Below are 12,632 nucleotides of genomic sequence, written 5' to 3'. Positions count from 1 at the left end.
ATGAATTTAAACGATATTAAAGACTTGATGGCCCAATTTGACCAGTCAAGTTTGAGAGAATTTTCTTATAAAAACGGGACGGATGAATTGCAGTTTAGCAAGAATGAAGCTAGACTGGTGTCTGAAGTTGCACCTCAAGTTGCTCCAGCACCTCTTCTAGCAACACCGAGTCCAGTAGTCTCTACATCTGCTCCAGCAGAAACTGTAGCAGAAGAAGTTCCAGCTTCAATTGAAGCAAGTGTGGCTGCTGAGGGAGATCTTGTAGAGAGCCCACTTGTTGGGGTGGCTTACTTGGCTGCTGGTCCAGATAAACCTGCCTTTGTAACAGTTGGTGATAGTGTTAAAAAAGGTCAAACTCTGGTGATCATCGAAGCCATGAAAGTCATGAATGAAATTCCAGCACCTAAGGATGGTGTGGTAACGGAGATTCTCGTTTCTAACGAAGAAATGGTTGAGTTTGGTAAAGGATTGGTACGTATCAAATGATTGATATTCAAGGAATCAAAGAAGCTCTTCCCCACCGTTATCCGATGCTCCTAGTAGACCGTGTCTTGGAAGTGAGCGAGGATACTATTGTTGCCATCAAAAATGTGACCATCAATGAGCCCTTCTTTAACGGTCATTTTCCTCAATATCCAGTTATGCCAGGTGTTCTGATCATGGAAGCCTTGGCGCAAACAGCTGGTGTTTTGGAATTGTCAAAACCTGAAAATAAAGGAAAACTGGTCTTTTACGCTGGTATGGACAAGGTTAAATTCAAGAAGCAAGTTGTACCAGGTGACCAATTGGTTATGACGGCAACGTTTGTAAAACGTCGTGGCACGATTGCTGTGGTTGAAGCAAAGGCTGAAGTGGATGGCAAGCTTGCAGCCAGTGGTACTCTTACCTTTGCAATAGGGAACTAAGGAGGTTCTCCATGTTTCGAAAAATTTTAATTGCCAATCGTGGTGAAATTGCGGTTCGTATTATCCGTGCGGCGCGTGAACTGGGGATTGCGACGGTGGCGGTTTATTCAACTGCTGATAAGGAAGCCCTTCATACGCTTTTGGCAGATGAAGCAGTTTGTATCGGTCCTGGTAAGGCAACAGAGTCTTATCTCAATATCAATGCGGTTCTATCAGCTGCAGTCTTGACTGAGGCAGAAGCCATTCACCCAGGTTTTGGATTTCTCAGTGAAAATTCCAAATTTGCCACCATGTGTGAAGAGGTTGGCATCAAGTTTATCGGTCCATCTGGTCATGTCATGGATATGATGGGGGATAAGATCAATGCGCGCGCTCAGATGATTAAAGCGGGTGTGCCTGTCATTCCAGGTTCGGATGGAGAAGTGCATAACTCTGAGGAAGCTTTGATTGTTGCTGAAAAAATTGGCTATCCTGTTATGCTCAAGGCTTCAGCAGGTGGAGGTGGTAAAGGGATTCGTAAGGTTGAAAAACCAGAAGACCTCGTTTCAGCCTTTGAAACTGCCTCTAGCGAAGCCAAGGCCAATTATGGGAATGGTGCCATGTATATAGAGCGGGTTATCTATCCGGCTCGTCATATTGAAGTTCAAATTCTAGGAGATGAGCACGGAAATGTGATTCATTTAGGTGAACGAGATTGTTCTCTTCAACGGAATAATCAAAAGGTTTTGGAAGAAAGTCCTTCAATTGCAATCGGAAAAACGTTGCGCCATGAAATCGGTGCTGCTGCTGTTCGAGCGGCAGAATCTGTTGGCTATGAGAATGCAGGGACCATTGAGTTTCTGCTTGATGAAGCAAGTGGCAATTTCTATTTCATGGAAATGAATACTCGTGTTCAGGTAGAACATCCGGTAACAGAATTTGTTTCAGGTGTGGATATCGTTAAGGAACAGATTCGCATTGCGGCAGGTCAGCCTCTGTCTGTTAAGCAAGAAGATATTGTCCTACGCGGTCATGCCATCGAGTGTCGTATCAATGCTGAAAATCCATCCTTCAATTTTGCTCCAAGTCCAGGTAAGATTACTAATCTCCATCTGCCAAGTGGAGGAGTTGGCTTGCGCGTGGATTCAGCAGTTTATCCAGGCTATACCATTCCACCTTATTATGATAGTATGATTGCTAAAATCATCGTTCACGGTGAAAATCGTTTTGACGCCTTGATGAAAATGCAACGTGCCCTCTATGAATTAGAGATTGAAGGAGTGCAGACCAATGCAGATTTCCAGCTTGACCTCATTTCAGATCGCAATGTCATTGCTGGAGATTACGATACTTCCTTCTTGATGGAAACCTTCTTACCTAAATATCAAGAAAAAGAATAAAATGACTTCAAGAGTTTAAACCGAAAAGGGGAATCAATGGCTCTATTTAGTAAAAAAGATAAGTATATTCGAATCAATCCCAATCGTTCGGTTAGGGAAAAACCTCAAGCCAAGCCAGAGGTTCCAGATGAATTATTCTCCCAGTGTCCAGGCTGTAAGCATACTATTTATCAGAAGGATCTGGGAAGTGAGCGTATCTGTCCGCACTGTAGCTATACCTTTCGTATTTCTGCCCAAGAACGCTTGGCTTTGACGATTGATATGGGAACCTTCAAGGAATTGTTTACAGGGATTGAAAGCAAGGATCCCTTGCATTTCCCTGGTTATCAAAAGAAACTAGCAACTATGCGTGAAAAAACAGGCCTAGATGAAGCCGTTGTGACAGGAACTGCTCTTATTAAAGGTCAGACTGTGGCTCTTGGGATTATGGATTCCAACTTTATCATGGCTTCTATGGGGACGGTTGTAGGGGAGAAAATCACTCGCTTGTTTGAGTATGCGACTGTGGAAAAATTGCCAGTTGTTCTCTTCACAGCTTCTGGTGGAGCCCGTATGCAGGAAGGAATCATGAGTCTCATGCAGATGGCTAAGATTTCTGCAGCGGTTAAACGCCATTCAAATGCTGGTCTCTTTTACCTAACCATTTTGACAGATCCAACGACAGGTGGTGTAACAGCTTCCTTCGCTATGGAAGGCGATATCATTCTGGCTGAACCACAGAGTTTGGTCGGTTTTGCTGGACGTCGTGTCATTGAAAATACGGTTCGTGAAAGCTTGCCTGAGGATTTCCAAAAGGCAGAATTCCTATTGGAACATGGCTTTGTGGATGCTATTGTCAAAAGAAGAGACTTACCAGATACGATTGCTAGCCTAGTCAGATTGCATGGAGGGTGTCCTAGATGAATATTGCAAAAATAGTCAGAGAAGCGCGTGAGCAGAGTCGCTTGACAACCTTGGACTTTGCTGCAGGCATTTTTGATGAATTTATCCAATTACACGGTGACCGTTCTTTTCGAGATGATGGTGCAGTTGTTGGTGGTATCGGATGGCTTGGAGACCAAGCTGTAACAGTGGTTGGCATCCAAAAAGGCAAGAGTTTACAAGATAACCTCAAACGGAATTTTGGACAACCGCATCCAGAAGGCTACCGCAAGGCCCTACGTTTAATGAAACAGGCTGAAAAGTTTGGTCGTCCAGTTGTGACCTTTATCAATACTGCAGGTGCCTATCCTGGTGTGGGAGCGGAAGAACGTGGCCAAGGGGAAGCTATCGCTCGCAATCTCATGGAAATGAGTGACCTGAAAGTTCCTATTATCGCCATTATTATCGGTGAAGGTGGTTCAGGAGGAGCTCTGGCTCTAGCAGTCGCAGACCGTGTCTGGATGCTGGAAAATTCTATCTATGCTATTCTCAGTCCAGAAGGCTTTGCTTCCATTCTATGGAAGGATGGTAGTCGTGCCATGGAAGCGGCAGAGCTGATGAAAATCACCTCACATGAATTGTTAGAAATGGAAGTGGTGGATAAGGTGATTTCTGAAGCAGGACTTTCTAGTAAAGAACTGATTAAGAGTGTCAAAAAAGAACTCCAAGCCGAGCTGGCCATGCTTTCACAAAAAACGTTAGAAGAGTTGTTGGAAGAGCGCTATCAACGGTTTAGAAAATACTAATACTCTTCGAAAATCTCTTCAAACCACGTCAGCTTCGCCTTGCCGTATATATGTTACTGACTTCGTCAGTTCTATCCACAACCTCAAAACCGTGTTTTGAGCAGCCTACGGCTAGCTTCCTAGTTTGCGCTTTGATTTTCATTGAGTATAATTCTTTAGAATACGCAAAAACTAGAACTGACTGCCAGTTCTAGTTTTTATGTGGCTCTTACTTTATACCAAGGGGAAAGTCAAAAGGTGCTTGGAAGACCAAACACCTTTTCGATTATTCATTTTCTTCAGTTACAAATTGACTAAGCAGTCCGTTGATAAAGCGGGCTGATTTTTGATCTGAAAAATTCTTAGCAAGTTCAATGGCTTCATTGACTGCTACCAGCTGAGGTGTATCAAATGATGTGATTTCGAAGATTCCTAAGCGTAGTAAGTTTTTTTCGACTAAGGTCAAGCGTTCAACTGTCCAGCCTGACTTGAGGTGCTGGTTGATTTGTTTATCCAACTCGTCTTTTTGAGTTTGAACACCAGAAACCAAGTTCAGAAGAAAGGCAGGGATTTGCACATCTGCATCTTCACGGTCATGCGTGTAGGCAAAGTGACAAGCTGTTTCCATATCTGTGCCGAATTCAAGGCTCATGAGAGCTTGAAAAGCGCATTTTCGAAGTTCACGTCTAGATTCTAATAATGGACTAGTCATTGAGGAAGTCCTCGTTAAATAGATCTTTCAACTCAGGTTTTGGTGTTTTGTCTGGAACGATTCCTGCAACATGGATGTTGACAGCAGCAAGTTCCACATCAGCCATATCACGGACAGCATCTTTGACTGCTTTTTGAATAGCAAGAGCAACTTTTGGTACCTTCACACCGTACTCAAGATAGAGATAGATGTCAGCAGTTAGTTCTTCGTTGCTTTCTTTTAAGTAGACGCCACGACCAAGAGAGAGTTTTGATAGGGTATCAGATACGGATTTATTTGAAAATGAGTGGACACCATCAACTTTAGCAGTTGCGATGGCAATGATTTTTTCAAGTACACGTGGAGCGATAACGATTTCGCCAAATTGTTCTTCAATTCCCATAGAATGACCTCTTTCTAGAGATTAGGCACGAGAAACGTAAGTTCCTTCTGCAGTGTTGATGATCAATTTTTGTCCAGCTTCGATGAAGTCAGGAACGTTGACAACAAGTCCAGTTTCCATAGTTGCTGGTTTACCAGAACCTGTGACAGTAGCACCTTTGATAGATGGTTGTGTTTCAGCAACTGTCAATTCAACAGTAGTTGGTACAGTTACACCGATTACTTCAGTTCCGTAGAATTGGATTTTCACATCAGAGTTTTCAAGGATGTAAAGCAATTCATTTTCAACGTTTACGACTGGAATTTCGTATTGGTCGTAAGTTTCAGTGTTCATGAAGTAGGCAGTTTCATCCATTTTGTACAAGTATTGAGCTGGAACAGTTTCGATAATAGCTTGTTCGAATTTTTCTTCTGGACGGTAGCTTGTATCAAATGTAGAACCAGTACGGACATCACGCAATTTCATACGCATGATTGTGTTTCCTTTACCTGGTTTGTGGTGGCTAGCTTCCAAAACGCGGATCAATTTTCCGTCTGCAGTTTCAAATGTCATACCAGCTTTCAATTTGCTTGCTTCAATCATGTTTTTACCTCTTTAATAAATATTATTACTCTTCATTTTACCATAAAATCTTCTGGAAATAAAGCCAAAATAGTTAATGGGATTTGGTAGGGGAGAAAAAGAATATTGCCTAGTCAGGTGGAGTGGTTAATGTTAAAAAGTATCCACTATATTTCTTCTCATACTCAATGGAAATCAAAGAGCAAAATAGGAAGCAAGCCGCAGGTTGCTCAAAACACTGTTTTGAGGTTGTGGATAGAACTGACGAAGTCGGTAACCATATACACGGTAATGTGACGCTGACGTGGTTTGAAGAGATTTTCGAAGAGTATTATATTTCAAAAGGCCGAAGTAAGCTTACTCCGACCTGTTAGTATTGTCTTAAAAAGATGGATTTTTTATTCTGGTTCTACCAAAATTTTAATTTGTGACTTATCTTGAGTTAATTCGATAAAGCCTTCTTCAACGATATTTTCCAATTTAATTTTCTTAGTAACTAATTTTTCAGCAGAGAAGTAGCCTTGTTCCATCAATTCTAATACTTTAGGGAAGATATGACGATAAGCAATGATTCCTTTTAGTGTCTTTTCTTGGATTGCAAATTCATTCGGATTAATATTTGCTTCTCGTTCCCAGATAGAGACCACCATGCACTCACCTGCTTTATGTACGGCAGCTAAGGCTTGTCCTAAAACTACTGGCACACCCGTTACTTCATAAGAAACATCTACACCACCGTTTGTTAAACGATGAATAGCTTCAACAGCTGTTTCACCTTCTTCCGGACGGACAACGATAGCTCCTAACTCTTCAGCTTTTGCTTGACGTTCAGGTGATAGTTCAACAGCATAAATCTTAGAAGCACCCGCTGCACGAAGGGCTTCTACAATTAAGAGACCAATCGGACCTAAGCCAAAGACAGCAGCAGTATCACCAGCTTTTAGTGCTGATTGACGAACTGCATAAACTGCAACAGCAGCTGGCTCAGTGAGAGCAGCTTGCTCATAGCTTAAGCTATCTGGAATGACATGTACTAAGTCACCGTCTAAAACACAATATTTGGCAAATCCACCGTCTGCAGCCAAACCGACAAAATTAAGGTTTGGATCCAAATTATAATTACCAACTAAGTTATTCTTAGCTAGAATTGGTTCTACAGCAACACGATCACCAACTTTAACACGAGTAACATCGCTTCCGACTTCTACAATTTCACCAGAAAATTCATGTCCCAGTGTTACTGGTGCTTTTTGACCAGAATAGACATGTTCTTCTGTTGGGATGAAGATAGGGCCATCTAAAAATTCGTGGAGGTCAGTACCACAAATTCCCGTGAATTTAACAGCAACTTTTACTTGGTGCGGAAGTACCTCAGGGACTTCTACTTCTTGAATACGAACATCTTTTGCTGCATGCCAGCGAGCTGCTTTCATTGTAGCCATATGAATAACTCCTTATTGTTACGATTTTTAGTTTTCTTTTTAGGAAACTTTACATGTAACATTGCAAACGCTTTCCTTGTATTTGTCAAGAAAAAACCAACCTCAAGGCTGGTTTCTTTTACATATTAATCTTCTTTCAACTTCGCTAATTCCTGAGCAAGGAGTTTAAGGGCGACTTGTGGGTTGGCTTGGCCTTTGGTTGCTTTCATAAGGAATCCTGTGAAGGCCTTATCTGCGTTACGTTTACCTGACTTGAAGTCGGCAACAGCAGCTTCATTATCGGCAAAGACTTGGTGGATGATTGGAATCAAGATATCAGGATCTGAGATTTGAACCATGCCTGCTTTTTCAACGTATTCACGCGCGCCACCGCCATTTTTAGCTAGGTGGACAAAGACTTTCTTGGCAATCTTAGAAGAGATAGTGCCGTCTTCGATGATGGCAATCATTTCAACCAAGTTTTCTGGTGTCAATTCGATTTGTTCCAGCGTCTTGCTTTCAGCATTCAAGAATTGAGCAACTTCTCCTTGGAGCCAGTTAGAGACTTGTTTGGCATCGCCACCGAGGGCAACAGCTTTTTCAAAGAAATCAGAAGTGACTTTATTTGCAGTCAACTGGCTAGCATCGTAGTCTGACAAGCCAAGGTCAGATACGTAGCGCGCACGGCGTTCTTTTGGAAACTCTGGCAACTCAGTCCGCATTTCCTCAATCCACTCGTCTGAGATTTCAAAGAGAGGTAGGTCTGGCTCTGGGAAGTAGCGGTAGTCTGCAGCCCCTTCCTTGACACGCATGAGGATGGTTGCCTTGTTAGCTTCATCGTAACGGCGTGTTTCCTGGCGGATTTGACCACCTGAACGAAGGATTTCGGCTTGACGTTGAACTTCGTATTCAAGACCTTTGCGAACGTTTGAGAAGGAGTTGAGGTTTTTCAACTCAGTCTTGGTACCGAATTTTTCTTGACCATAAGGGCGAAGGGAGATATTGGCATCCACACGCATAGAACCTTCTTCCATCTTAACGTCAGAAATACCAGCATACTGGATGACTTCCTTGAGGGCTGTTAGGTAAGCATAGGCTTCTTCAGGAGAACGCATGTCTGCTTCAGATACAATCTCAATCAATGGAACCCCTTGACGGTTGAGGTCAACATAAGAGTAGCCATCTGTACCGTGGGTGTTTTTACCAGCGTCTTCTTCCAAGTGAGCGCGTTCGATACCGATTTTCTTAGTTGTACCGTCTTCTAGCTCGACTTCAATCCAGCCGTTATAACCGATTGGCTCATCAAACTGAGAAATTTGGTAGGCTTTTGGGTTATCAGGATAGAAGTAGTTCTTGCGGTCAAAGTGCATCTTTTTGTGGATGTCCATGTTGAGGGCAAGAGCAGCCTTGATACCGGCATCGACAACACCTTTGTTGAGAACTGGAAGTACTCCTGGGAAAGACCAGTCAATCACGTTAGTGTTGGAGTTTTGGTCATTTCCGAAGTGGGCAGAAGTAGGTGAGAAGATTTTTGAATTGGTGTTGAGCTCTACGTGGACTTCAAGTCCGATGACTGTTTCAAAGTTCATTAGTTGTCACCTCCAAAAATCACGGGTTGTTGTTTGTGGTAGTCTGTTGTTGCCTCAAAAGCAGCAGCAGCTTGGTAAATGGTTTCTTCTGAGTACTTAGGACCAATCAATTGGAGACCGACAGGTAGTCCTTGAGAGAATCCAGCAGGAATCGAAATTCCTGGAAGACCTGCCAAGTTGACTGGGATTGTCAAAAGGTCAGCCAAGTACATGGCAACTGGGTCATGGTTGAGTGAATCCAAGTCATAGGCAACGCTTGGTGCAGTTGGACCCAAAATCAAGTCGTAATCCGCAAAGACTTTTTCGAAATCTTGGATGATGAGGGTACGAACCTGTCCAGCTTTCTTGTAGTAAGCATCATAGTAACCTGATGAAAGACTGAAAGTACCTAGCATGATACGGCGTTTCACCTCTTCACCGAAACCTTGGCTACGGCTGTTTACATAGATTTCATCAAGGTTAGTCGCATCCTCTGCGCGGTAGCCGTAACGGATACCGTCAAAACGTTGCAAGTTTGATGAAGCTTCAGATGAAGCGATGATGTAGTAGACCGCAACACCGTATTTAGAGTGAGGAAGGCTGACTTCTTCGACGATGGCACCCAGTTTTTCAAAGTGTTTAGCTGCATTTAGAATGGTTTCCTTAACTTCTGGGTCAATCCCTTCGCCAAGATATTCTTTAGGTAAAGCGATTTTCATACCCTTGATGTCTTGACCGATTTTTGAAGTAAAGTCGGCAATGCGGACAGGGGCAGAAGTAGAGTCTTTGACATCTTCGCTGGCAATAGCGTTGAGCAAGAGGGCATTCTCCTTAACAGTAGGTGCGAAAGGTCCGATTTGGTCTAATGAGCTACCAAAGGCAATGAGACCGAAACGAGAAACCGTTCCGTAGGTTGGTTTGAGACCAACGATTCCGTTGAAGGCAGCAGGTTGGCGGATGGAACCACCAGTATCAGAACCAAGTGACAAGCGAACTTGTCCAGAAGCTACAGCTGCGGCAGAACCACTTGATGAACCACCAGGAACCTTGTTTTGGTCCCAAGCGTTTTTAGTCGCACCGTAGTGTGAAGTTTCACCTGAACCACCCATGGCAAACTCGTCCATGTTGGTTTTACCAACGACAATCATGCCTTTAGATTTTGCATTGGCAACGGCTGTCGCATCAAAGATTGGCTCATAGTTGTAGAGCATTTTTGAGGCTGTAGTTGTGAGAATACCATCTGTAGAGATATTATCTTTAACTGCAAGTGGAATTCCTGAAAGAACATTATCAGCGTCAATTCCAGCTTCATCAATAGCTTTAGCTTGAGCAAGAGCTTGCTCCTCAGCGATGGTAACAAAAGCGTTGATAGCTGTCTCGCGAGACTTGATATCTTCAAGCGTAGCTTGGGTCAATTCAGTTGCAGAAATTTCCTTAGAAACAAGGAGATTGTGCAAGTCTTCAATGGTTTTATTGTTGAAAGTCATTAGGCATCTCCTCCATCGTCTAGGATAGCTGGTACCTTGATATAGTAGTTGTCTTTTTCAGGTACGTTTTTAAACAAGCGATCACGGTCAGTTCCTTCTTCGGCCACATCAGGGCGGAGTACAGTCTTGCGGTCAGCCATAGTAGTCGTTGGTGCGACACCAGTTGTGTCAACTTCGCCCAGCAATTCAACCATGTCAACAATCTTAGACAAGGTAGTCGCAAAGGCAGCAGTTTCTTCTTCAGAGAATCTTAATTTTGAAAGATTGGCAACGTGTGTTACCTCTTCTTGCGTAATTTTCATCTTGCATCCTTTCGTGAAATGATGATTTTTAGTCTGTTCTATTTTACCATATTTTCCTATAAATAAGGGAGGGGGAGCTGAAAAGAAATAGAAATTGAAAAAAATGCTAAAATCCGATATAATGGAGTGTTGAAAGGAATGGTAAAATCCAATGTAAAATCATTCTTAGCTATTGAAATAACTAAAAATAGAAAATCAAAGAAAGAGAACTTATGAATATTCAAGAAGAAATTAAGAAACGTCGTACTTTTGCCATCATCTCCCACCCGGACGCAGGGAAAACAACCATCACGGAGCAGTTGCTCTACTTTGGGGGCGAGATTCGTGAAGCTGGTACGGTTAAAGGAAAGAAAACAGGGACTTTTGCCAAGTCTGACTGGATGGATATCGAGAAGCAACGTGGGATTTCGGTGACCTCATCTGTGATGCAGTTTGACTACGATGGTAAGCGCGTGAATATCCTCGACACGCCAGGGCATGAGGACTTCTCAGAAGATACCTATCGTACCTTGATGGCGGTGGATGCTGCGGTCATGGTGGTGGACTCTGCCAAGGGTATCGAGGCCCAAACTAAGAAATTGTTTGAGGTTGTGAAACACCGTGGTATTCCAGTCTTTACCTTTATGAACAAGCTAGACCGTGACGGACGTGAGCCACTGGACCTCTTGCAAGAATTGGAAGAAGTATTGGGCATTGCTAGCTACCCGATGAACTGGCCAATTGGGATGGGGAAAGCCTTTGAAGGCTTGTATGATCTCTATAACCAACGCTTGGAGCTCTATAAAGGGGATGAGCGTTTTGCTAGTCTAGAAGATGGGGACAAACTCTTTGGTAGCAATCCTTTCTACGAGCAAGTCAAGGATGATATTGAACTTTTAAATGAAGCTGGTAATGAGTTTTCAGAGGAAGCTATTCTGGATGGAGAATTGACACCAGTCTTCTTCGGTTCAGCTTTGACAAACTTTGGTGTGCAGACCTTCCTTGAGACCTTCCTTAAGTTTGCTCCAGAACCACATGGGCACAAGAAAACAGATGGAGAAATTGTGGATCCTTACGACAAGGACTTCTCAGGATTTGTCTTTAAAATCCAAGCCAACATGGACCCTCGACACCGTGACCGTATTGCCTTTGTACGTATCGTATCGGGTGAATTTGAACGTGGTATGAGTGTCAACTTGCCTCGTACTGGTAAGGGTGCTAAACTGTCTAATGTTACCCAGTTTATGGCGGAAAGTCGTGAGAATGTGACTAATGCCGTGGCAGGAGATATCATCGGGGTTTACGATACAGGTACTTATCAGGTTGGGGATACCTTGACGGTTGGAAAAAACAAATTTGAATTTGAACCACTGCCAACCTTTACACCTGAGATTTTCATGAAAGTTTCTGCCAAGAATGTCATGAAGCAAAAATCCTTCCACAAGGGAATCGAGCAATTGGTGCAAGAAGGAGCCATTCAGCTTTATAAGAATTACCAAACAGGCGAGTATATGCTGGGTGCTGTCGGCCAACTCCAGTTTGAAGTCTTCAAGCATCGTATGGAAGGCGAGTACAATGCGGAAGTAGTCATGAGCCCAATGGGTAAAAAGACCGTTCGCTGGATCAAACCTGAGGACTTGGATGAACGCATGTCATCAAGTCGCAATATCTTGGCCAAAGACCGTTTTGACCAACCAGTCTTCCTCTTTGAAAATGACTTTGCCCTCCGCTGGTTTGCGGACAAGTATCCAGATGTAGAGTTAGAGGAGAAGATGTAAATCGTTACAAATAACTAGCAACATAAAGTTGCTGTCATTTGACGGTAACCGCTATGGCGGCTTACCTAAACGCTTCACTAGGAAAAATTCACGAATAATATCGATTCGTGGGCTTTTCCGTTGTAACTGGTAGTGAGAGGTCTAGCTAACTGTCTTACTAACTATGTGTGGTAAATGAAATTGATTTGTAAAAATTAGTGTCGTGGATAATAAGACAGCAAAGTATGTGGGGTTTTACCTTAGCCCTCTATCAAAAAGATGTTGAATATTAGACCTTATTCATTTTACTATTAACCTTTATGGTAATAACTTACAAATAAAAGAAAACTTCAGATATTCACCTTTTGTGATTGGTCTGAAGTTTTCTTTTTTACTGTCCATATTTGGCTCTATAATATTTGTAGTGGGTAAATCCCCTATGAATCTTATGGAGCCTATTTTTGTGTAGAAAAAAAGTCCCATAAGATCTATAATGAAAAGTGACCAAACAACTCATTAGAAAGATTCATATG

At 42.8% G+C, this 12,632-nt stretch carries 13 protein-coding genes; 6 read left to right on the top strand and 7 right to left on the bottom strand.

The window, feature by feature from the left end; translation table 11 throughout:
* The 5 genes from accB to QM818_RS06295 are packed head-to-tail and all read left to right on the top strand — an operon-like array spanning position 1 to position 3,951.
* Complete coding sequence (gene accB / locus QM818_RS06315; protein ID WP_261080909.1) at positions 1-486, top strand: acetyl-CoA carboxylase biotin carboxyl carrier protein; 486 nt, start codon at positions 1-3, stop codon at positions 484-486.
* Complete coding sequence (gene fabZ, locus QM818_RS06310; protein WP_000565515.1) at positions 483-905, top strand: 3-hydroxyacyl-ACP dehydratase FabZ; 423 nt, start codon at positions 483-485, stop codon at positions 903-905. Before accB ends, fabZ begins: the two co-directional genes overlap by 4 nt.
* Before the next feature lie 11 nt (positions 906-916).
* Positions 917-2,284 (top strand): acetyl-CoA carboxylase biotin carboxylase subunit, encoded by a 1,368-nt coding sequence (accC, locus tag QM818_RS06305; protein ID WP_261080910.1) that lies wholly within the window; start codon positions 917-919, stop codon positions 2,282-2,284.
* 36 nt (positions 2,285-2,320) lie between these two features.
* The gene (accD, locus tag QM818_RS06300; protein WP_049552715.1) at positions 2,321-3,187 is read left to right on the top strand and encodes an acetyl-CoA carboxylase, carboxyltransferase subunit beta; all 867 of its coding nucleotides are present in this window, start codon (positions 2,321-2,323) and stop codon (positions 3,185-3,187) included.
* Positions 3,184-3,951 carry an acetyl-CoA carboxylase carboxyl transferase subunit alpha gene (locus QM818_RS06295; protein WP_261080911.1) on the top strand — a complete coding sequence of 256 codons (768 nt, stop codon included), beginning with the start codon at positions 3,184-3,186 and terminating at the stop codon, positions 3,949-3,951. The genes accD and QM818_RS06295 overlap by 4 nt, the downstream gene beginning before the upstream one ends.
* A gap of 265 nt (positions 3,952-4,216) precedes the next feature.
* Here the strand turns inward: QM818_RS06295 and nusB are convergent, their stop codons facing one another.
* The 7 genes from nusB to gatC all read right to left on the bottom strand — a co-directional run bounded on the left by nusB (position 4,217) and on the right by gatC (position 10,363).
* The gene (nusB, locus tag QM818_RS06290) at positions 4,217-4,642 is read right to left on the bottom strand and encodes a transcription antitermination factor NusB (protein ID WP_261027517.1); all 426 of its coding nucleotides are present in this window, start codon (positions 4,640-4,642) and stop codon (positions 4,217-4,219) included.
* A complete protein-coding gene (locus QM818_RS06285) occupies positions 4,635-5,024 on the bottom strand; it encodes an Asp23/Gls24 family envelope stress response protein (RefSeq protein ID WP_000510575.1) in 390 nt (129 codons plus the stop codon). The genes nusB and QM818_RS06285 overlap by 8 nt, the downstream gene beginning before the upstream one ends.
* Positions 5,025-5,045: 21 nt before the next feature.
* Positions 5,046-5,606 carry an elongation factor P gene (gene efp / locus QM818_RS06280; protein WP_000568643.1) on the bottom strand — a complete coding sequence of 187 codons (561 nt, stop codon included), beginning with the start codon at positions 5,604-5,606 and terminating at the stop codon, positions 5,046-5,048.
* A 377-nt stretch (positions 5,607-5,983) separates the two neighbouring features.
* Entirely contained in the window at positions 5,984-7,027 is a 1,044-nt protein-coding gene (locus tag QM818_RS06275; protein ID WP_000224426.1) for a 2,3-butanediol dehydrogenase, read from the bottom strand.
* A 125-nt stretch (positions 7,028-7,152) separates the two neighbouring features.
* A complete protein-coding gene (gene gatB / locus QM818_RS06270; RefSeq protein WP_414300047.1) occupies positions 7,153-8,595 on the bottom strand; it encodes an Asp-tRNA(Asn)/Glu-tRNA(Gln) amidotransferase subunit GatB in 1,443 nt (480 codons plus the stop codon).
* Positions 8,595-10,061, bottom strand: coding sequence for an Asp-tRNA(Asn)/Glu-tRNA(Gln) amidotransferase subunit GatA (gene gatA / locus QM818_RS06265; RefSeq protein WP_414300046.1), 1,467 nt, complete (start codon positions 10,059-10,061; stop codon positions 8,595-8,597). Before gatA ends, gatB begins: the two co-directional genes overlap by 1 nt.
* On the bottom strand, positions 10,061-10,363 hold the full coding sequence (gene gatC, locus QM818_RS06260) for an Asp-tRNA(Asn)/Glu-tRNA(Gln) amidotransferase subunit GatC (protein WP_000705419.1): 303 nt from the start codon (positions 10,361-10,363) through the stop codon (positions 10,061-10,063). Before gatC ends, gatA begins: the two co-directional genes overlap by 1 nt.
* A 212-nt stretch (positions 10,364-10,575) precedes the next feature.
* Here gatC and QM818_RS06255 point away from each other — a divergent pair, with 212 nt between their 5' ends.
* Positions 10,576-12,120 carry a peptide chain release factor 3 gene (locus tag QM818_RS06255; protein ID WP_125851457.1) on the top strand — a complete coding sequence of 515 codons (1,545 nt, stop codon included), beginning with the start codon at positions 10,576-10,578 and terminating at the stop codon, positions 12,118-12,120.
* Positions 12,121-12,632: the final 512 nt, after the last annotated feature.

This window comes from Streptococcus mitis, assembly GCF_047464035.1.
Taxonomy (GTDB): Bacteria; Bacillota; Bacilli; order Lactobacillales; family Streptococcaceae; genus Streptococcus; species Streptococcus mitis_DX.
The sequence above is the reverse complement of the archived record's forward strand: the minus strand, read 5'-3'. Positions and strand labels throughout refer to the sequence as shown.

Bases quoted from the DNA above. Each gene is read 5' to 3' on its own strand.
- accB (WP_261080909.1), top strand. From the start codon at position 1: ATGAATTTAAACGATATTAAAGACTTGATGGCCCAATTTGACCAGTCA.
- fabZ (WP_000565515.1), top strand. From the start codon at position 483: ATGATTGATATTCAAGGAATCAAAGAAGCTCTTCCCCACCGTTATCCG.
- accC (WP_261080910.1), top strand. From the start codon at position 917: ATGTTTCGAAAAATTTTAATTGCCAATCGTGGTGAAATTGCGGTTCGT.
- accD (WP_049552715.1), top strand. From the start codon at position 2,321: ATGGCTCTATTTAGTAAAAAAGATAAGTATATTCGAATCAATCCCAAT.
- QM818_RS06295 (WP_261080911.1), top strand. From the start codon at position 3,184: ATGAATATTGCAAAAATAGTCAGAGAAGCGCGTGAGCAGAGTCGCTTG.
- nusB (WP_261027517.1), bottom strand. From the start codon at position 4,642: ATGACTAGTCCATTATTAGAATCTAGACGTGAACTTCGAAAATGCGCT.
- QM818_RS06285 (WP_000510575.1), bottom strand. From the start codon at position 5,024: ATGGGAATTGAAGAACAATTTGGCGAAATCGTTATCGCTCCACGTGTA.
- efp (WP_000568643.1), bottom strand. From the start codon at position 5,606: ATGATTGAAGCAAGCAAATTGAAAGCTGGTATGACATTTGAAACTGCA.
- QM818_RS06275 (WP_000224426.1), bottom strand. From the start codon at position 7,027: ATGGCTACAATGAAAGCAGCTCGCTGGCATGCAGCAAAAGATGTTCGT.
- gatB (WP_414300047.1), bottom strand. From the start codon at position 8,595: ATGAACTTTGAAACAGTCATCGGACTTGAAGTCCACGTAGAGCTCAAC.
- gatA (WP_414300046.1), bottom strand. From the start codon at position 10,061: ATGACTTTCAACAATAAAACCATTGAAGACTTGCACAATCTCCTTGTT.
- gatC (WP_000705419.1), bottom strand. From the start codon at position 10,363: ATGAAAATTACGCAAGAAGAGGTAACACACGTTGCCAATCTTTCAAAA.
- QM818_RS06255 (WP_125851457.1), top strand. From the start codon at position 10,576: ATGAATATTCAAGAAGAAATTAAGAAACGTCGTACTTTTGCCATCATC.